The organism is Photorhabdus aegyptia (assembly GCF_000612035.1).
In the GTDB taxonomy this organism is placed as follows: Bacteria; Pseudomonadota; Gammaproteobacteria; order Enterobacterales; family Enterobacteriaceae; genus Photorhabdus; species Photorhabdus akhurstii.
The window spans coordinates 12,718-36,508 of sequence record NZ_JFGV01000005.1; the positions used below are offsets into that span (position 1 = coordinate 12,718).

Here is a 23,791-nt window from a genome sequence, read left to right on the forward strand (position 1 = left end):
TAGGTTGAGGCTATTGCATTTGAAGGACATTTGTGAGAGTTTGTTTTTTAATTGATATAGAGGGAGTTTTGAATAATCATTTAAATGCATAACAGTATATTATCTACCTATTCCATATTCATAATAATGACCTGAAATAATACTTATTATGATGGAGCTAATTTGGTTTTAATTTATATTGATCTGTTTTTGGCATTTGCCTTAACAGTTACATCTTTGGTTGTATAATTTAGTATCGTCCAATAAAAATTTCAGAGATTAATTTAATTTATCTAAGGAAATAGGAAGGATTAAATATCTTATTTCAGATAATAAGATGAATTATTTATTCCGTTGTCAGGAAAATTAGCATTGAAGAATTGTTAATTAATAGTAATTAGCCGGGCTATGACATCCAATATCTGAGAATTTTGAATTGATGTCAGGCATGCCGGTTTTTATTTCTTGGGAGCAAGAAATAAAAGAAAAACTCTTGCGATAACTGTCATTCAAGACAGTTTCCAAATTCCGAACAGGTTCGTTGAGGTAGTAGTAAATGAAAGATAGCGTTGTTAAACAAGAAAAAATTGTTAAAGCTGAATTCCTCTCTCAGACATTAGAAAACATAACCAGTGCGAATGATATTTCACAACAGACTCAGAACGTGAAGAATATCCCCAAGGCATTGACACCGAGTGAATTATTCTGGTGCGAACGTCTTACTATGTTTGAGCCCCTTCAATTACCTTTTGAAAGCGCCGGGAACCAGACAGAACCCAGATGGGTAATGAGTCCTTGGCAGCCACCACTACCCAAAAACGATGAAGGGGACGCATGGCGGACCCTATTACAAGCATTCGTTATTTATCTTGCGCGTTTGACTCAGCAGACTGAATTCCAAATTGGTTGGTGTGTGAATGAGACAAAAGATAAACCGGATATGTTGACGGATTTGTCACCGGTGGCGCCGATGGTTGTTGAGGTGGCGTTTGATAAGCCTTGGTGCGCGGTAGCTGACAGGGTTGATGATGAACTTGCCCGGTTGGCGCAGCACCATACATTTAGTTGTGATCTCCTTTCTCACTCTCCCGCACTACGAACTATTCCTGAGTTAACAACAAGTCGACCGTGGCGGATCGCTGTCTCTGTGATACAGGATGACAGCCAGTATGATCAGAAGGCGCGCGGTGAATTGCTAACTCTCCAGATAAATGCTCAGGGCGGTTTTCGCTGGATCTATGATGTAAATCGTCTGAGCGCCGAAATTGTTCAGCGAATGAGCGAACATTTACAGGTGTTGATATCGTCGAAAGTGAAGGGGGATGAAACTCCTATCAGGCAGCTTAATTTGTTGCCTGAGGCTGAACGTACGTTGTTACTGGAAACCTGGAACTCGACGGAAACCGCGTATCCTGACACGTTATGTATTCATCAGTTGTTTGAACAACAGGTAGAGAAAACTCCTGACGCGATAGCGTTAGTGCATGAAGAGCAAACCCTTAGCTATGCTGAGTTAAATGCCCGCGCCAACCGACTGGCTCATCAGTTGATTGCATTGGGTGTCGTACCGGACCAACGGGTGGCGATTTGTGTGTCACGTTCACCGGCAATGGTGGTGGCATTGTTGGCGGTGCTGAAAGCGGGTGGAGCTTATGTGCCGCTGGACCCGGTTTATACGGGTGAGCGTCTGGCACATATTCTGACTGATGCTACTCCGGCTATTTTACTGGCGGATAACACCGGATGTGATGTACTGGGAGAGGCGGTGTTGGCAGGCTTGACGGTACTTGATCCGAATATCCTGCCTGATAGACCGGACAGTAACCCACAAGTACCGGCATTGACCGCACAGCATTTGGCCTATGTGATTTACACCTCCGGCTCAACCGGCACGCCGAAAGGGGTGATGGTGGAACATCGTAATATCCAGCGTTTATTTGACGCGACTGAATCCTGGTATCACTTTAACCAGCAAGATGTTTGGTGCCTGTTCCATTCCATTGCGTTTGACTTCTCGGTGTGGGAATTATGGGGAGCTTTACGCTACGGCGCTAAACTGGTTTTGGTACCGCACGCGATTGCCCGTTCACCTCAAGAACTGCATCAATTCGTGTGTCAGCACGGTATCACGGTGTTGAATCAGACTCCTAGTGCTTTCAAAGCTTTTATTGCTAGTTATGTCGCCAATCCATTACCGGACTGCTTGCGTTATATCATCTTTGGCGGGGAAGCCCTCGATCCCAGTATTCTGAAGCCGTGGTATGCCCTGCGTGAAGAGAAATCACCTCAGTTGGTGAATATGTACGGCATCACGGAGACCACAGTTCACGTCACTTACCGGGAATTGGATCACCATGATGTCGCGCGGGTAGTAAGTCCTGTTGGCACCCGTATTCCCGATTTAACACTCTATTTGTTAGATAAATATGGTCAGCCGGTGCCGTTGGGGGCGGAGGGGGAGTTATATGTTGGTGGTGCTGGTGTGGCCCGTGGTTACCTTAATCGCCCTGAATTGACCGCTGAACGTTTCCTTATCAATCCGTTTAGTGATAAACCCGATACACGCATGTACCGCACTGGGGATTTGGCTCGTTATCTGCCGGATGGCGATTTGGAATTTATTGGTCGCAATGACCAGCAAGTGAAAATTCGTGGCTTCCGTATTGAACCAGGGGAAATTGAAGCCCGATTGATGGAATATCCTGCGGTAAGTGAATCTGTAGTACTGGCGATGGGAGACGGGCAGGACAAGCGTTTGGTTGCCTATGTGGTAGCGCGGGCTGATGATGAGTTGGTCAATAGTTTGCGTGAACATTTGCGTGTTCGGTTGCCTGACTACATGGTACCGTCGGCTTTTGTACGTCTGGATGCTTTTCCGTTGACCCCGAACGGTAAGTTGGATCGCCGGGCGTTACCGGTGCCGGGAGTGGAAGCTTTTGCTCGTCAGGTTTATGAGGCGCCACAAGGTGAGATGGAAATTACGCTGGCCGCTATCTGGCGTGAGTTGCTAGGGATCGAGCAGATAAGTCGCCATGACAGTTTTTTTGCGTTAGGTGGTCATTCATTGCTCGGTGTGCAGATGATTGAACGTTTGCGTAGTTTGGGACTAACACTGGCCGCGCGTGACCTATTCCAATTCCCTGTACTATCAGAATTGACCCAAACATTAGGACAGCATCAGGCCGTGGTGGTGCCGTCGAACGTTATTACTTCGACGACGACGGAACTCACACCGGCGATGTTGCCGTTGATTGATCTGACTCAGACTGACATTGACCATATTGTTGAACAAGTACCGGGCGGGATCGCCAATATTCAGGATATCTATGCTCTGTCGCCGTTGCAGGACGGCATTTTGTTTCATCATCTACTGGCAAAGGAAGGCGATCCCTATCAGTTGGCTTATCCGATGATTTTTGCTGACCGGGAATTGTTGGACCACTATCTGGCCGCGGTACAACAAGTCATTGATCGCCATGATATCCTGCGGACCGCGTTTATCTGGCAGGGATTATCCGCACCGGTTCAGGTGGTTTGGCGTCAAGCGCCTTTATCAGTTACTGAACTGACATTGAACCCGGCTGATGGCCCAGCCGGTGAGCAATTGGCTCAACGTTTTGACCCGCGTCGGTATCGCTTTGAACTGAGTCAGGCCCCGTTGTTGCGGTTTGCGGTGGCGCAGGAAACCGATGGTCGCTGGCATGTACTGCAATTACAGCATCATTTGATTGGTGACCATACCACGATGGAAGTGATGAAGCGGGAAATTCAAGCGTATCTTGCCGGACAGGGGGATGACCTACCTGTTCCCGCACCTTTCCGCAATTTGGTGGCTCAGGCTCGGTTGGGAGTAAGTCAGCAAGAGCATATTCATTTCTTTACTGACATGCTGGCTGAGGTAGATGAACCGACGTTACCTTTCGGGTTGACGGAGGTACATCGTGATGGTTCGTTGGTGATGGAGTCGCACCGGATGCTGACGCCTGAACTGAATGACCGTTTGCGTCGTCAGGCGAGACGTTTGGAGGTGAGTCTGGCGGCGTTGTGTCATCTGGCTTGGGCGCAGGTGTTGTCGCGTGCTAGTGGTCAAAAGAAAGTGGTGTTTGGTACCGTACTATTTGGACGGATGCAAGCGGGGGAAGGTGTTGACAGTGGAATGGGGCTATTTATCAATACCTTGCCATTGCTGCTAGATATCGATGATACCCCTGTATGGGACAGTGTACGGACAGCACATAGCCGGTTGGCCGGGTTATTGGATCATGAACACGCTTCGTTGGCACTGGCTCAACGGTGTAGTGGTGTACAAAATGGCGTTCCACTTTTTAGTTCTCTACTCAACTACCGGCATAACACATTACCCGTGGTTTCGGGTGAAATCATCAGTGGCATCGAATTCCTTGGGGAACAGGAGAGGACTAACTATCCGTTAGCGCTATCGATAGAGGATTTTGGTGACGCACTGGGGCTGACCGCTCAGGTAGTTCAATCGTTTAGTCCAGAAAGAATATGTGGTTATATGCAACAGGCGTTGGAAAGTTTGGTGGAAGCCCTTGAGCAGGCTCCGGAGACACAGGTACGGACCCTGAACATCTTGCCGGAAACGGAGCGCACACTGTTACTGGAAACCTGGAATGCCACGGAATCCACCTATCCTGATACGTTATGTATTCATCAGTTATTTGAACAACAGGCGGAGAAAAACCCGGATGCCACCGCATTGGTGTATGAAAATCAAACTCTTAGTTATGTGGAGCTGAATGCTTGTGCTAACCGACTGGCTCATCAACTGATTGCACTAGGGGTAGAGCCGGATCAGCGAGTGGCGATTTGCGTGTCTCGTTCACCGGCGATGGTGGTGGGATTGTTGGCGGTACTAAAAGCCGGTGGAGCCTATGTTCCGCTGGACCCGGCTTATCCGGGCGAGCGCCTGGCGCATATTCTGACGGATGCCGCCCCAACTATTTTGCTGGCGGATGATACTGGGCGTATAGCGTTGGGTGAGAAAGCACTGGCAGAACGAACTGTGCTCGATCCAAATACCCTGTTTGATCGGCTGGACAGTAACCCACAGATACCGACATTAACTTCACAGCATTTGGCGTATGTGATTTACACCTCCGGTTCGACCGGTACGCCGAAAGGGGTGATGATCGAGCATCGTGGTGTGGTTAATCTGGCTTTGGCACAGGTGACTCGGCTTGATGTTCGGGTAACCAGCCGGATGTTGCAGTTTGCCTCATTTGGCTTTGATGCCAGTGTCTGGGAAATCATGATAACGCTGAGCAGTGGAGCCGGTTTGATTATCCCTACTGACTTGGTTCGTCAGGACCCTCATCGTCTCTGGCGTTACTTGGAAGAACAAGCGGTGACGCACGCTTGCCTGACACCGGCCCTGCTTCGTGATGGTACGGATTTGCCGACGATAACAACCATGCCGACATTGGTACTGGCGGGTGAAGCACTCAGTGCGGCGTTGTTCCAGACTCTGCGTGGTCGGGTAAACTTGTTCAATGCGTATGGACCGACAGAGATGACGGTTTGTGCCACAACTTGGCATTGTCCGTCAGACTATACGGATACAGAGGTGCCTATCGGGCGCCCAACGGCCAACACGCGGGTTTATCTGCTGGATGCTTGTGGGCAGCCAGTACCATTGGGAGGTGTGGGTGAGCTGTATATTGGCGGAGTAGGTATTGCCCGCGGCTATCTGAACCGACCTGAACTGACTGCTGAGCGTTTCCTTACCGATCCATTTAGTGATGCGTTGGATGCGCGGATGTACCGTACCGGAGACTTGGCTCGTTACTTGCCGGACGGCAATCTGGCGTTCCTGGGCCGTAATGATCAGCAGATTAAAATCCGGGGTTTCCGGATCGAGCCGGGGGAAATTGAGACGCGTCTGGCAGAGCATCCGGCGGTGCGTGAGGTTACTGTGTTGGCGCTGGGGGAAGGGCAAGATAAACGGCTGGTGGCTTATGTGGCGGCGGAAGCGGCTGACGGGCTGGTGAACAGCCTGCGTACTCATCTGAGTGGAATGTTGCCTGACTATATGGTACCGGCGGCTTTTGTGCGTCTCGATGCGTTCCCACTGACCCCGAACGGTAAGCTAGATCGTCGTGCGCTACCGGCACCGGACAATAAAGCTTTTGCCCGTCAAGTTTACGCCGCGCCCCAGGGAGAAATGGAAATAGCGCTGGCGGCCATTTGGCGTGAATTACTGGGGATTGAACAGGTCAGCCGGTATGACAGCTTTTTTGCCTTGGGTGGTCATTCACTGATGGCGATACGAATGGTTGAACGCCTGCGTCATCTTGGGTTGACGTTAGCGGTGCGTGATCTATTCCAGTCACCGGTGCTGTCTGAACTGGCGCAAACCCTGGGGCAGCATCAGGCTGTCGTGGCGCCAACGAATATGATTACACCAGAGGCAACGCAAATCACGCCGGCGATGTTGCCGCTGATTAATCTGACCCAGCCTGAAATTGATCTGATTGTCGAACAGGTACCGGGTGGTCTCGCTAATATTCAGGATATCTACGCCTTGTCGCCGTTGCAGGATGGTATTTTGTTTCATCACCTGTTGGCAAATGAAGGTGACCCGTATCTGTTGATAGGTCAGATGGCTTTTGCTGACCGGGCTCTGTTGGATCGTTATCTGACGGCGGTGCAACAGGTGGTTGATCGGCACGATATCTTACGGACGGCTTTTATCTGGCAGGGATTATCCGTACCCGCTCAGGTGGTTTTGCGTCGAGCCGCCTTATCCGTGACGGAACTGACATTAAACCCGGCTGACGGTCCGGTCAGTCAGCAGTTAACCCGGCGTTTTGATCCGCGTCAACATCGTCTCGATCTGAGTGAAGCGCCGTTATTGCGTTTTGTGGTGGCACAGGAAACCGATGGTTGTTGGTTCCTGCTGCAACTGCTGCATCACCTGATTGGCGACCATACCACGCTAGATGTGATGAACCATGAAGTACGGGCATACCTTGCCGACCAAGGAAACCGTCTGCCAGCGCCAGTCCCTTTCCGTAATCTGGTGGCTCAGGTCCGGTTGGGTATCAGTCAGGAAGCACATACTCGTTTCTTTACTGATATGTTAGCGGAGGTAGATGAACCGACCTTACCGTTTGGTTTGGCGGAAGTGCATCGTGATGGCTCACAGGTGACGGAATCGCACCGGATGCTGACGGCAGCCTTGAATGACCGTCTGCGTAATCAGGCAAGACATTTGGGGGTCAGCCTGGCGGCGTTGTGTCATTTGGCTTGGGCGCAGGTGTTATCACGTACCAGTGGTCAGGAAAAAGTAGTGTTCGGCACCGTGCTGTTTGGGCGGATGCAAGCGGGAGAGGGGGCAGACAATGGCATGGGACTGTTTATTAATACCTTGCCGTTACGGTTGGATATCAATGATACGCCAGTACGTGACAGTGTACAGGCAGCGCACACCCGACTCGCCGGACTACTAGCACATGAACATGCCTCACTGGCGCTGGCTCAGCGTTGTAGTGGTGTGAAGGGTGAGATCCCCCTTTTTAATAGCTTGTTGAACTATCGGCATAATACCTTACCGGCAATGTTGGATGACAGCATCAGCGGTATTGAATTTCTGGGTGGACAGGAGCGGACTAACTATCCGTTTATGCTGTCGGTGGAGGATTTTGGTGACGCACTGGGGCTGACTGCTCAGGTGGTACAACCGTTTGATCCGGAAAGGTTATGCGGTTATATGCAACAGGCGTTGGAGAGTCTGGCGGAGGCCCTTGAGCAAGCACCGGACATGCCTGTTCGGGCGTTGGAAATCCTGCCAAAAGTGGAGCGCACGCTGTTACTGGAAACTTGGAACGCCACGGAAACAGTCTATCCTGAGGTGTTATGTATTCATCAGTTGTTTGAACAACAGGTGGAGGCAAACCCGGATGCGACAGCATTGATGTATGAAAATCAGACTCTCAGCTATGCGGAATTAAATGCCCGCGCTAACCGACTGGCCCACCAATTGATTGCTCTGGGTGTTGTACCGGACCAACAGGTGGCGATTTGCGTGTCTCGTTCACCGGCAATGGTGGTGGCGTTGTTAGCGGTGTTGAAAGCGGGTGGAGCCTATGTACCGTTGGACCCAGCCTATACGGGGGAACGTCTGGCGCATATCCTGCGTGATGCTGCTCCGACTGTTGTACTGGCGGATAATGTCGGACGTACGACATTGGGTGAGAAGGCATTGGCAGAACGGGTTGTACTTGACCCGAATGCCCTACCTAGCCAGCCGGATAGCAACCCGCAGATTCCTGGGTTGACCTCCCGTCATTTAGCGTATGTGATTTACACCTCCGGCTCTACGGGTGTACCTAAAGGGGTGATGATTGAGCACCGCAATACAGTTAACTTCCTGCACTGGGCACAACAGGCTTTTGTGGCCGAAGAAAGCCGAGAAACGCTTTTTTCAACGTCGATAAATTTCGATCTGTCCGTTTTTGAATGTTTTATGCCGTTATCTCGTGGTACGGCAATTCATTTGGTCGATAATGCCTTGTCATTGATACGGCATGTTTTGCCGATAACATTGCTCAACTCAGTACCGTCTGCGATGAAGCCTTTATTGCAGGCTCAGGCGCTGATAGCGTCGGTTCATACCGTCAATCTGGCAGGTGAACCGCTTAAAAGCGCCTTAATTGAACAGATCTTCGAAGAAACTCAAGTACAGCGGTTATGTAATCTCTACGGGCCTTCCGAAACGACAACGTACTCTACTTGGTTGCCAATATGGCGGGGTGACAGGGTTGTTGAAAGTATTGGGCGTCCGATAGCCAACACCTGCCTTTACTTGCTCGATAGGCATGGTCAACCTGTGCCATTGGGCGTGGTAGGTGAAATTTATATCGGGGGCGCGGGAGTAGCGCGCGGCTACCTCAATCGCCCTGACTTGACGGCTGAACGTTTCCTTATCGATCCGTTTAGTGATGTACCGGATGCCCGCATGTACCGCACCGGCGATTTGGCCCGCTATCTGCCGGATGGCAACCTGGAATTTCTGGGGCGTAATGACCAGCAGGTTAAAATCCGCGGTTTCCGTATTGAACTGGGTGAAATTGAGGCTCGGTTGGTGGAACATCCCGCAGTGAGTGAATCTGTGGTGTTGGTACAAAATGAAGGGCAGGATAAGCGGCTGGTTGCCTATGTGGTGGCAGAAGCTCATGACGGGCTGGTAAATAGCCTACGTACTCATCTGAAAGCCACTTTACCTGACTATATGGTGCCAACGGCTTTTGTGCGTCTGGATGTCTTTCCGTTAACCCCGAACGGTAAATTGGATCGTCTGGCGCTGCCGACACCGAACAACGAGGCTTTTGCCCGTCAGGTTTATGTAGCGCCGCAAGGAGAAATGGAAACTACATTGGCGGCTATCTGGCGAGAGATACTGGGGATTGAACAGATCGGCCGATACGATAGCTTCTTTGCACTGGGTGGTCATTCTCTACTGGTGGTACGAATGATTGAAAGCTTGCGTAAATTGGGATTGACGCTGGCGGTGCGTGACTTATTCCAGTCTCCGGTACTGTCTGAACTGGCGCAAACACTGGGGCGGCATCAGGTCGTAGTGGTGCCACCGAATGTCATTACGCCAGCGGCAACGAAAATCACGCCGACAATGTTGCCACTGATCAATCTGACCCAGCCTGAAATTGATCTTATCGTCGGGCAGGTGCCACGCGGTATTGCCAATATTCAGGATATCTATGCGTTGTCGCCGTTGCAGGATGGTATTTTGTTTCATCACTTGTTAACGAAGAAAGGTGATCCGTATCTGTTGATGGGTCAGATGGCCTTTGCTGATCGGTCTCTGTTGGATCGTTATTTGGAGGCTGTTCAACAGGTGGTTGATCGGCACGATATCTTACGTACCGCCTTTATCTGGCAAGGATTGTCAGTCCCGGTACAGGTGGTTTTACGCCAGGCCACCTTGTCGGTGACTGAACTGACATTAAACCCGGCTGACGGTCCGGTCAGTGACCAGTTAACCCGGCGCTTTGATCCACGTCAGCATCGTCTTGACTTGGGGGAAGCGCCGTTATTGCGCTTCGTGGTGGCGCAGGAAACCGATGGTCGTTGGCTCCTGTTACAACTACTGCATCACCTGATTGGCGACCATACCACGTTGGACATAATGAATCGTGAAGTGCGGGTCTATCTTGCCGGACAAGGGAATCGCCTGCCGGCGCCAGTCCCTTTCCGTAATCTGGTGGCTCAGGTCCAGTTGGGTATCAGCCAGGAAGAACACGCTCGTTTCTTTACGGGCATGTTAGCGGAGGTAGATGAACCGACTTTACCGTTTGGTTTGACGGAGGTGCGTCGTGATGGCTCGCAGGTGACGGAATCGCACCGGATGCTAACGGTTGCCTTGAATGACCGTCTGCGCAGTCAGGCCCGGTGTTTGGGTGTTAGTGTGGCGGCGTTGTGCCATTTGGCTTGGGCGCAGGTGTTAGCGCGTACCAGCGGTCGGGAAAAAGTGGTATTCGGCACCGTGCTGTTTGGGCGGATGCAGGCAGGTGAAGGGGCAGACAATGGTATGGGGCTGTTTATTAATACCTTGCCGTTGCGGCTGGATATCAATGATACGTCGGTACGGGATAGCGTAAGAGCAGCCCATAGCCGGTTGGCGGGATTGTTGGTGCATGAGCACGCGTCACTGGCGCTGGCCCAGCGTTGCAGTGGTGTGCAAGGGGAGATCCCTCTCTTTAGTAGCTTGTTGAATTATCGACATAATACATTGTCAACAACGTCAGATGAACTGATAAACGGTGTTGAATTTATTGGTGGACAGGAGCGGACTAACTATCCGTTTGTGTTGTCGGTAGAGGATTTTGGTGATGCATTGGGGCTGACCGCTCAGGTGGTACAACCTTTTGATCCGGAAAGCCTATGCGGTTATATGCAACAGGCGCTGGAAAGTTTGGTGGAAGCGCTGGAGCAAGTTCCAGACATGCCTGTTCGGGCATTGGAAATCCTGCCGGATGCGGAACGTACGATGTTGTTAACAACCTGGAACGCGACGGAAACCGTGTATCCTGAGGCGTTATGTATCCATCAGTTGTTTGAACAACAAGTGGAGAAAACCCCGGAAGCGACGGCATTGATAGCGGCAGACAAAATCCTGAGTTATACGGAACTGAATACCCGCGCTAATCGGTTGGCTCGTCAGCTCATCGAACACGGGGTGTGTCCCGGTGATCATGTTGCGCTCCTGTTAGAGCGTTCGATGGAACTGGTGGTGGCCCAATTGGCGATTCTCAAAGCCGGCGCTGTTTATGTGCCGGTTGATCCCAGTGTGCCGGATGAGCGGAAAAACTGGCTGATAAGTGATTGTTCCGCTAGGTTGCTAATCACCGATATACAGACTGATATTCCGGCTAATCTGGCTGTGCCGCTACTTCGTCTTTCGGATGAATCAGGCACTGACAGAGAGCAGGAGTGTCTCAACCTTGAATTACCGCATTCCAGCGCCGAGTTAGCGTATATCATGTACACCTCCGGTTCTACCGGTACACCTAAAGGAGTCTTGGTGCCGCATCGTGCGGTGGTCCGACTGGTCATCAATAATGGTTATGCCGACATCGGACCGGATGATCGGGTTGCCTTTACAGCTAATCCCGCTTTCGACGCCAGCACGTTTGAAGTTTGGGCTCCGTTGCTCAACGGTGGTGCTTTGGTGGTGATTGACCGCGCCACGTTATTAACACCTCAGGAGTTAGTACGAGTTTTACAAGCTGATCGCATTACGGTTCTGTGGTTGACTATCGGATTGTTTAACCGGTTGGTAATAGAGTTATCTCCGGTTCTGCCGCAGATTAAGATCTTGATTTTCGGGGGAGATATACCCGATTTACATGTGATTGCTCAGGTTCTGGATAATCGTCCGCCACAACAATTATTACAAGCTTATGGCCCGAGTGAGGGAACCACCTTTACCACGATATATCCTATTGAGGCGTTAGCGCAGGGAACGACTCGGATCCCTATTGGCCGGCCGATAGCCAACACGCGAGTTTATTTGTTGGATGCGTATGGTCAGCCGGTACCATTGGGGGCGACCGGAGAGATTTATGTCGGGGGAGATGGCGTAGCCTTGGGTTATTTCAATCGCCCTGAATTAACCGCTGAACGTTTCCTTATTGATCCGTTTAGTGATAATCCAGATGCGCGCATGTATCGCACCGGGGATTTAGCCCGCTATTTGCAGGATGGCAATCTGGAATTTTTGGGGCGTAACGATCAACAAGTTAAAATTCGCGGTTTCCGCATTGAACCGGGAGAAATTGAAGTCCGGTTGACAGAGTATGCATCGGTGCGTGAAGCGGCTGTGCTGGTCTTAGGTGATGGGCCGGAAAAACGGCTAGTGGCCTATGTGGCGGCGGAAGCTCAGGAGGGGCTGGTGAACAGCCTGCGTGCTCACCTACAAGCTACTTTGCCTGATTATATGGTGCCGACGGCTTTTGTGCGGCTGGATGGTTTTCCGTTAACCCCTAATGGTAAGTTGGATCGTCGTGCGCTACCGGCACCGGATAGTGAAGCCGTTGCCCGTCAGGTTTACGCAGCGCCCCAAGGGGAAACGGAAATGATATTGGCAGCGATTTGGCGTGAATTGCTGGGTATAGAACAGATTAGCCGGCACGATAGCTTCTTTGCTCTGGGCGGTCATTCTCTGCTTGCTGTGCGCATGATTGAACGCCTGCGTCACTTGGGGTTGACCCTAGCGGTGCGTGACTTGTTCCAGTCTCCGGTGCTGTCTGAACTGGCGCAAACCTTGGGGCAACATCAGGTTGTAGTGGTGCCGCCGAATGTCATTACGCCAGCGGCGACGAAAATCACCCCGACGATGTTGCCGCTGATTAACCTGACTCAGCCTGAAATTGATCTTATTGTTGGGCAGGTGCCGGGCGGTATCGCCAATATTCAGGATATCTATGCGTTGTCGCCGTTACAGGATGGTATTTTGTTTCATCATCTGTTGGCAAACGAAGGTGACCCGTATCTGTTGATGGGTCAGATGGCCTTTGCTGATCGGTCTCTGTTGGATCGTTATTTGGAGGCTGTTCAACAGGTGGTTGATCGGCACGATATCTTACGTACCGCCTTTATCTGGCAAGGATTGTCAGTTCAGGCACAAGTGGTCTTACGTCAGGCCACCTTATCGGTAACTGAACTGACACTAAACTCGATTGACGGTCCGATCAGCGACCAACTAGCTCAGCGTTTTGATCCCCGTCATTATCGTCTTGACCTGAGCGAAGCCCCGTTGTTGCGCTTTGTAGTGGCACAGGAAACTGATGGTCGTTGGATCCTGTTGCAACTACTGCATCACCTGATTGGCGACCATACCACGCTGGAAGTGATGAATCGTGAAGTACAAACTTATCTGGACGGACAGGAGGACAGTTTGCCTGTACCGGCCCCTTTCCGCAATTTGATAGCGCAGGCCCGGCTGGGTGTCAGTCAAGCGGAACATATCCGCTTCTTTACCGATATGTTAGCGGAGGTGGATGAACCGACCTTGCCATTTGGTTTGACGGAAGTGCATCGTGATGGCTCGCAAGTGACGGAATCGAACCGGATGTTGACGGCCGGGTTAAATGGCCGTTTGCGTAATCAAGCGAGACATTTGGGCGTCAGTCTGGCAGCGCTGTGCCATTTGGCTTGGGCGCAGGTGTTGTCGCGTACCAGCGGTCAGGAGAAAGTGGTGTTCGGCACGGTGCTGTTTGGACGGATGCAAGCAGGGGACGGTGCTGACAACGGCATGGGGTTGTTTATCAATACCTTACCGTTGAGGCTGGATATCAATGATACGCCGGTACGGGACAGTGTGCAGGCAGCCCATACCCGACTGGCCGGGTTGTTAGAACATGAACATGCTTCACTGGCGCTGGCTCAGCGTTGTAGTGGCGTGCAGGGTGAGATCCCCCTCTTTAGTAGCCTGTTGAATTATCGACATAATGCATTGTCAACAACGTCAGATGAACTGATAAACGGTGTCGAGTTTCTTGGCGGACAGGAGCGGACTAATTATCCGTTTATGTTGTCGGTGGAGGATTTTGGTGACGCATTGGGGCTGACCGCTCAGGCGGTACAACCATTTGATCCGGAAAGCTTATGCGGTTATATGCAGCAGGCACTGGAAAGTTTGGTGGATGCCCTTGAGCAAGCCCCGGACATGCCCGTTCGGGCATTGGAAATCTTGCCGGAAGCGGAACGCACGTTGTTATTGAAAACCTGGAACGCCACGGAAACCGTATACCCTAATCAGTTATGTATTCATCATTTGTTTGAACAACAGGTGGAGAAAACCCCTGACTCGATAGCGTTAGTGTATGAAGAGCAGACCTTCAGTTATACCGAATTAAATACCCGCGCCAACCGGTTGGCTCATCAACTTATTGCGTTGGGCGTCGTACCGGACCAGCGAGTGGCGATTTGCGTGTCTCGTTCACCGGCAATGGTGGTGGCGTTGTTAGCGGTGCTGAAAGCCGGCGGGGCTTATGTACCATTAGATCCGGCCTATCCGGGTGAACGTCTGGCGCATATCCTGCATGATGCCGCACCGTCAGTGGTACTGGCGGATGAGGAAGGATGCGTTGCACTGGGCGAAGAAGCGCTTGCTGGATTGACGGTACTGGACCCCAATATTTTGCCTGATCAAGTGGACAATAATCCTCAGCTACCTGCGCTGACTTCCCGGCATCTGGCCTATGTGATTTACACCTCCGGCTCCACTGGGATGCCAAAAGGGGTGATGATTGAGCACCGGAATACGGTTAACTTCCTGCACTGGGCACAACAGGCTTTTGTGGCCGAAGAAATCCGAGAGACGCTTTTTTCAACATCGATGAACTTCGACTTGTCCATTTTTGAATGTTTTATGCCGTTATTCCGTGGTGCGGCGATTCATTTGGTGGATGATGTCTTGGCATTGATGCAGCGTGTTCTGCCGGTGACCTTGCTCAATTCAGTCCCCTCTGCGATGAAACCATTATTGCAGGTTCAGGCACTGATGGCGTCGGTTCATACCGTTAATCTGGCGGGTGAACCGCTTAAAAGCGCTTTAATTGAACAGATTTTCGAAGAAACGCAAGTACAGCGGTTATGTAATCTCTATGGGCCTTCCGAAACAACAACCTATTCTACTTGGTTGCCGATACAGCGGGATGACAGGATTATTGAGAGTATCGGCCGTCCTATAGCCAACACCTGCCTTTACTTGCTCGATAGGCATGGTCAACCTGTGCCATTGGGCGTGGTGGGGGAAATTTATATTGGGGGCGCGGGAGTGGCGCGTGGTTACCTCAATCGCCCTGACTTGACGGCTGAACGTTTCCTGAACGATCCCTTTAATGATAAACCCGATGCACGAATGTACCGTACCGGAGATTTAGCCCGCTACTTGCCGGACGGCAACTTGGAATTCTTGGGCCGTAACGACCAGCAGGTTAAAATCCGTGGTTTCCGCATTGAACCGGGTGAAATTGAATCCCGGTTGGTGGAACACCCGGCGGTAAGTGAATCAGTGGTATTGGCACAAGGGGAAGGGCAGGAGAAACGGTTAGTCGCTTATGTGGTAGCGGAAGCCCATGAGGAGCTGGTGAATAGTCTGCGTACCCATTTGAAGGCCACTTTACCTGACTATATGGTGCCATCAGCCTTTGTGCGGTTGGATGCGTTTCCATTAACACCGAATGGCAAGTTGGATCGTCAGGCGCTGCCGGCACCGAACAACGAGGCTTTTGCCCGTCAGATCTATGAGGTGCCGCAAGGAGAAATGGAAACTACATTGGCGGCCATTTGGTGTGAATTACTGGGCATTGAACAGATCAGCAGGTACGATAACTTCTTCACTCTGGGCGGTCATTCTCTTCTATCAGTACGGATGATTGAAAGCCTGCGTAAATTGGGGCTGACGTTAGCGGTGCGTGACCTATTCCAGTCGCCGGTGTTGGCTGATTTGGCGCAAACATTGGGGCAGCATCAGGTTGTGGTGGTACCGCCGAATATGATTACACCAGTAACGACGGTACTCACGCCGGCGATGTTGCCGCTAATTAACCTGACCCAGCCTGAAATTGATCTTATCGTCGGACAGGTGCCATTCGGTATCGCCAATATTCAGGATATCTATGCGTTGTCACCGTTGCAGGACGGTATTTTGTTTCATCATTTGTTGGCGAATCAGGGGGACCCGTATCTGCTGGTTGAACAGATGATTTTTACTGATCGGTCTCTGTTAAATCGTTATTTGTCCGCGGTTCAATGGGTAGTTGATCGTCATGATATCTTACGTACGGCTTTTATCTGGCAAGGATTATCTGTACCGGCTCAGATAGTTTGGCGTCAAGCCACTGTCTCCGTGACGGAACTGGCCTTGGATCCGACTGACGGTCCGGTCAGTGAGCAGTTAACCCGGCGCTTTGATCCACGTCATTATCGTCTCGACCTGAACGAAGCACCGTTATTGCGCTTTGTAGTGGCGCAGGAAACCGATGGCCGTTGGACCCTGTTGCAACTGCTGCATCATCTGATTGGCGACCATACCACGTTGGACGTAATGAATCGTGAAGTGCAAGCGTACCTTGCTGGACAAGAGAATCGCCTGCCGGCGCCAGTCCCTTTCCGTAATCTGGTGGCTCAGGTTCGGCTGGGGATGAGTCAGGAAGAACACGCCTGTTTCTTTACTGACATGTTAGCGGAGGTAGATGAGCCGACCTTGCCGTTTGGTTTGACGGAGGTACATCATGATGGCTCGCAAGTGACGGAATCTCACCGGATGCTGACGGCTGCCTTGAATGATCGTCTGCGCAGTCAGGCCCGGTGTTTGGGTGTTAGTGTAGCGGCGTTGTGCCATCTGGCCTGGGCACAGGTGTTGTCGCGTACCAGTGGACAGGAAAAAGTGGTATTTGGCACTGTGCTGTTTGGACGGATGCAGGCAGGTGAAGGGGCAGACAATGGCATGGGGCTGTTTATTAATACCTTGCCGTTGCGGCTGGATATCAATGATACACCGATACAGGATAGCGTAAGAGCAGCGCATGGCCGGTTGGCGGAATTGTTGGTGCATGAGCACGCATCGCTGGCGCTGGCTCAGCGTTGTAGTGGGGTGCAGGGTGATATCCCCCTCTTTAGTAGCTTGCTGAATTATCGACATAATGCATTGTTAACAATGTCAGATGAACTGATAAGCGGTATTGAGTTTATTAGTGGACAGGAGCGAACTAACTATCCGTTCGTGCTGTCGGTGGAGGATTTTGGTGACGCACTGGGGCTGACCGCTCAGGTAGTACAACCGTTTGATCCGGAAAGGCTATGCGGCTATATGCAACAGGCGCTGGAAAGTTTGGTAGAAGCGCTTGAGCAAGCTCCGGGAATGCCCGTTCGGGCCCTGAATATTTTGCCGGAAACGGAATGTTCATTGCTGTTAAGAACCTGGAACGCAACGGAAACCGAATATCCTGACCAATTGTGTATCCATCAGTTGTTTGAACAACAGGTGGAGAAAAACCCGGATGCCACAGCATTGGTGTATGAAAATCAAACTCTCAGCTATGCCGAACTGAATGCCCGCGCCAACCGACTGGCCCATCAGCTGATTGCGCTAGGTGTAGAGCCGGACCAGCGGGTGGCGATTTGTGTGTCACGTTCTCCGGCAATGGTAGTGGGATTGTTGGCGGTGTTGAAAGCGGGTGGCGCTTATGTGCCGTTGGACCTAACTTATCCTGACGAGCGTCTGGCGTATATTCTGATGGATGCCGCGCCGACTATTTTACTGGCGGATAATGCTGGACGTACAGCATTGGGTGAGAAGGTACTGGCAAAACAGGTTGTGCTCGACCCAAACACCCTGTTTGACCAACCGGGCGGCAACCCAAAGAGATCAATGCTAACCTCACGGCATCTGGCGTATGTGATTTACACTTCTGGTTCGACTGGTGTGCCGAAAGGGGTAATGGTTGAACATCGAGGGCTGGTCAATCTTATCCGGGATAAAATCACCCAATTCGCTATTCACTCTGGTAGCCGGATGTTGCAGTTTGCTTCATTTGGCTTTGATGCCAGTGTCTGGGAAATCATGATGGCGCTGTGCGGTGGCGCTACTTTGGCTATTTCTGTTGATATCGTTCGTCAGGACCCGCGCCGCCTCTGGTGTTATCTGGAGGAACAGGCGATAACACACGCCTGTTTAACACCGGCCCTGCTTCGGGATGGTGCTGATTTACCGATGATAACGATAAAACCGACCTTGATTCTGGGAGGTGAAGCCCCCAGTGTGGCGCTGCTCCGGGCATTGTGTGGTCGGGCAACGCTATTCAACGCGTATGGGCCGACAGAGATAACGGTTTGTGCCACAACCTGGCATTGTCCGTCAGACTATATGGATACAGAGGTGCTTATCGGGCGTCCAACGGCCAATACGTGGGTTTATCTGTTGGATGCTGATGGTCAGCCGGTTCCGTTAGGATGTGTGGGAGAGCTGTATATTGGCGGCGCAGGTGTTGCCCGTGGCTATCTGAATCGCCCTGAATTAACTATTGAGCGTTTCTTGGCGGATCCGTTTAGTGATATGCCGGATGCTCGGATGTATCGCACCGGCGATTTAGCTCGTTACCTGCCGGATGGCAATTTACTGTTTGTCGGTCGTAATGATCAGCAAATTAAGATCCGCGGCTTCCGGATTGAGCCGGGGGAAATCGAAGCTCGGCTGATAGAACATTCGATGGTGCGAGAAGCCACAGTGTTAGCGTTAGGTGATGGTCATGACAAGCGTCTAGTTGCCTATATGGTAGCACCAGAGGATGACGGGCTGGCGAACAACCTGCGTACTCACCTGCAAACTATTTTGCCAGACTATATGGTGCCGGCAGCTTTTGTGCGTCTCGATGCGTTCCCACTAACCCCGAACGGTAAGTTAGATCGTCGTGCGCTACCGGCACCGGACAGTAAAGCGTTTGCCCGTCAGGTTTACGCCACTCCCCAGGGAGAAACGGAAATGGCGCTGGCCGCGATTTGGTGTGAATTGCTGGGGGTTGAACAGATAAGCCGGTATGACAGCTTTTTTGCCCTGGGAGGGCATTCGTTGCTTGCTGTACGTATGATTGAACGCCTACGTCACTTAGGGTTGACATTGGCGGTGCGTGATCTATTCCAGTCGCCGGTGCTGTCTGACTTGGCGCAAACCTTGGGGCAGCATCGGGTTGTCGTGGTGCCGCCGAATGTGATTACGCCAGCGACGACGGTACTCACACCGGTGATGTTGCCATTGATTAATTTGAACCAGCCTGAAATTGATCTTATCGTCGGGCAGATACCGGGCGGTATTGCCAATATTCAGGATATCTACGCGTTGTCGCCGTTGCAGGATGGCATTTTGTTTCATCACCTGTTGGCAAATGAAGGTGACCCGTATCTATTGATAGGTCAGATGGCTTTTGCTAACCGGTCTCTATTAGATCGTTATCTAGTGGCTGTTCAGCAGGTGGTTGATCGGCACGATATCTTACGGACGGCTTTTATCTGGCAGGGATTATCCGCACCCGCTCAGGTGGTTTTGCGTCAAGCCGCCTTATCCGTGACGGAACTGACATTAAACCCGGCTGACGGTCCGGTCAGCCAGCAGTTAACCCGGCGTTTTGATCCGCGTCAACATCGTCTCGATCTGAGTGAAGCGCCGTTATTGCGTTTTGTGGTGGCACAGGAAACCGATGGTCGTTGGTTCCTGCTGCAACTGCTGCATCACCTGATTGGCGACCATACCACGCTGGAGGTGATGGACCGTGAAGTACACGCTTATCTGGAAGGACAAGAGGGCAACCTGCCTGGCCCGACACCTTTCCGCAATTTGATAGCGCAGGCCCGTCTGGGTGTCAGTCAAGCGGAACATATTCGCTTCTTTACCGATATGTTAGCGGAGGTGGATGAACCGACCTTGCCGTTTGGTTTAACGGAAGTGCATCGTGATGGCTCGCAAGTGACGGAATCGCACCGGATGCTGACGGCAGCCTTGAATGACCGTCTGCGTAGTCAGGCTCGACGTTTGGGGGTCAGTCTGGCGGCGCTGTGCCACTTGGCTTGGGCGCAGGTGTTGTCGCGTACCAGCGGTCAGGAAAAAGTGGTGTTCGGCACCGTGCTGTTTGGACGGATGCAGGCAAGCGAAGGTGCTGACAATAGTATGGGACTGTTTATCAATACCTTGCCGTTACGGTTGGATATGGATGATACCCCGGTACGGGACACTGTACAGGCAGCGCATACCCGACTCGCCGGACTATTAGAGCATGAACATGCCTCACTGGCGTTGGCTCAGCGTTGTAGTGGCGTGCCGGGTGAGAGTCCTCTCTTTAGTAGTTTGTTGAATTATCGACATAATGCATTGTCAGCAACGTCAGATGAACTGATAAATGATCTTGAATTTATTAGCGGACAGGAGCGGACCAACTATCCGTTAGCGCTATCGGTGGAGGATTTTGGAGACGCTCTGGGACTGACTGCTCAGGTGGTACAACCGTTTGATCCGGCAAGGCTATGTGGTTATATGCAACAGGCGTTGGAAAGTCTGGTAGAAGCGCTTGAACAGGCGCCAGAGACACCGGTGAGGGCATTAAATATTCTGCCGGAAGCTGAGCGTACGTTATTGTTAACAACCTGGAACGCTACGGAAACAGTCTATCCTGAGGCGCTATGTATTCATCAGTTGTTTGAACAACAGGTGGAGAAAAATCCGGATGCGATAGCGTTGGTGTATGAAGATCAGACCCTCAGTTATACTGAATTAAATGCCCTCGCTAACCGACTGGCCCATCAATTGATTGCTCTGGGTGTTGTACCGGACCAGCGGGTAGCGATTTGCGTGTCACGTTCTCCGGCAATGGTGGTGGGATTGTTGGCGGTATTAAAAGCCGGAGGAGCTTATGTGCCGCTAGATCCGGCCTATCCGGGTGAACGTCTGGCGCATATCTTGATTGATTCCACTCCTGTAGTCGTGTTGGCTGATGGTATTGGACGGGAGGCACTCAGTGAAACAGGAGTGGCGGAACGGATTGTACTCGACCCGAATATCCAATTTAATCAACCGGACAGAAACCCACAGGTTACGGCGTTGACGCCACAGCATCTGGCGTATGTGATTTACACCTCCGGCTCAACCGGGCAACCGAAAGGCGTAATGGTAGAACATCAGGCTGTTTATCAGCGTAGTTTGGGTTTTAGTGAGACCTATGCAGTGACGGCGCAAGACCGGGTACTACAATTTTCCTCTTTTGCGTTTGATGCTTCAGTAGAAGAATTCTTTTCGTCATTATGTCATGGCGCCACGCTGGTTATCCGGAATGATAGTTGGCTGACTTCGGTGCCGGTATTTATCTCTTTAATCCGGCAACATGGTATTACAGTGATGTCTCTACCGACTCTATTTTTGTCTGAATTGGCGGTTGTCGGCGGTACATCACGGCTTCCTGAGTGCCTCCGGTTAGTCATTATTGGTGGCGAGGCGGTGAAAAAAAGCGTCATTCAGGCGTGGTTTGCTCAAGAAACCTACCATCCACGGTTGTTAAATACGTATGGCCCAACGGAAAGTACTGTAATTGCAACCAGTCGGGAGATATTATCACCAGAAAATGATCGTTCAATTGGTCGGCCGGTTAAAAATACCTGTATTTACCTGTTGGACAGATACGGCCAACCGGTGCCATTAGGTAGTATTGGCGAGATATATATTGGTGGTGTTGGCGTGGCGCGTGGTTATCTGAACCGACCTGAATTGACCGCTGAACGTTTCCTTATCGATCCATTTAGTGATAAGCCGGGTGCACGAATGTACCGTACTGGGGATTTGGCCCGTTACCTGCCGGATGGCAATTTGGAATTCTTGGGGCGTAACGACCATCAGGTGAAAATCCGCGGTTTCCGCATTGAACCCGGTGAAATTGAGGCTCGGTTGGTGGAGCACCCGGCGGTGAGTGAATCTGTGGTATTGGCGCAAGGGGAAGGGCAGGAGAAACGGTTGATTGCTTATGTTGTGGCACAGGCGGATGAAGGACTGGCTAACAGCCTACGTACTCACTTGAGCGCTATTTTGCCTGATTATATGGTGCCGTCGGCTTTTGTGCGTCTGGATGCCTTCCCGCTAATGCCGAACGGTAAGCTGGATCGTCGTGCGCTGCCGACACCGGACAATGAAGCGTTTGCTCATCAGGTTTTCGAAGCGCCACAAGGCGAAACGGAAACTGTATTAGCGGCGATTTGGTGTGAATTGCTAGGGGTTGAGCAGATTAGCCGGCATGACAGCTTCTTCGCGTTGGGCGGTCATTCCTTGCTCGCTATGCGAATGGTAAACCTTGCCGCGGGTCGTGGTTTAGTTTGTACATTGAATGCTGTGTTCCAATTCCCGGTGCTGACTGAACTGGCTGCAAAAATCACTTCAGATTTATTATCTCAGCCACAAAGTGAGGCTATATCGGTGCGACCTGACGGAACAGGGCTGCCGTTGTTCTTTGTTCCCAGTGGCATGGGTGACCACTCCTATGTCTTTGGGTTAGCTCAGCATATCCAGTCAGGTTATCCAATTTATGCTTTGCCTTGGCCGTCCATCCATGAGGAGCCGATGTCAACGATGGAGGAGCAAGCTGCCAGAATGGTCACTTTGATGAAAACTGTTCAACCGGTAGGCCCGTACCAGATATGCGGTTACTCTTCTGGTGGGATATTGGCTTACGCTATTGCTCAACAGCTTTTGAATGCCGGAGAAACGGTTAATTTCCTGGGCTTGATTGATACGCCTGCGCCTCATTATTTTAGGAAAGAGTCCATACAGCCCAAATATCACTTCTTTACTGATCTGGCCCGGCGGTCAGGGGAGGAATTCCCAGAAGAGATTGCGGCGTTGTATCGGCAAATTGATGAGTTGAATTTGGTGCAGTTTATTGCAGCGGCGCAGGAACTGGCGTTATACCCTGCAAATCTGTGTGCTGATGTGATCGCAAAACGTTGGGAACAGATCGCGCGTTATGCACAAATAGTTGCCAATTATGAGCCGTCGACATTAGCAATAACGTTGCATCAATTCTATGCGGTAGACCCTTCCCCTGCGATTTCTTTTGTGACGGATGAAAAACCAAAGTCCATAAGCATAGAACCGTCGTTGGGCTGGGAACGGATAATGCCTAATACTTCTCTTGAGTTGATTGCGATGCCGGGTAACCATTTTAGTTTATTAGAGGATAATGAGAATAAAACTGTTTTAGCTCAAGCTTTGAATAGGGTGCTGGCAATCAGTTTTGAAAAGGAGGTGGCGTGATACTAATAAGTAAGGAATATTGGATAATTTAACGTTGGTGTGACAATCCGGTATATATTGTTTATACCGGATTGTTTTTGTTTTAAAACAGAATAATAGAATTGATAATTTCCATATGGGTTATTTAATCAAGTTTTTTCTGTCATCGATAGTAATTTAATCTAATCTGGCTTTGTTTTTTACTGATTTTCTTTGCTATATATAAAAATATATTTCATTGTTGTTTTCATGAATGATTAAGAATAATTAATGTAAAATATTGAAAATAGTCATATATTTTCCATTGTTAATATTGACCAATATCATGTCTATATATTTCTTTGATATGTTGAAATTAAACTATAAATTAATAAATGTCGCAGGGGTAAAGTAAATTACCGTGTAGAACGATTTACTTGGGGGATATTGTCCTGTAATGAATGATTCATTACATAGCTTATTGTTTTATAGCATTAATGTTTATTGTAAGATAGTGTGTAA

The 23,791-nt window shown here is 50.6% G+C and carries 1 protein-coding gene and 1 pseudogene; both read left to right on the forward strand.

What is annotated here, in order from left to right; all coding sequences use genetic code 11:
• Positions 1–1,255 precede the first annotated feature (1,255 nt).
• Positions 1,256–6,349: pseudogene (locus BA1DRAFT_RS24775) on the forward strand (amino acid adenylation domain-containing protein); the annotation flags it as partial.
• On the forward strand, positions 6,335–23,311 hold the full coding sequence (locus BA1DRAFT_RS02510) for a non-ribosomal peptide synthetase (protein ID WP_477707058.1): 16,977 nt from the start codon (positions 6,335–6,337) through the stop codon (positions 23,309–23,311). The pseudogene BA1DRAFT_RS24775 and the gene BA1DRAFT_RS02510, both read left to right, overlap by 15 nt.
• The last annotated feature ends 480 nt before the right edge of the window (positions 23,312–23,791 follow it).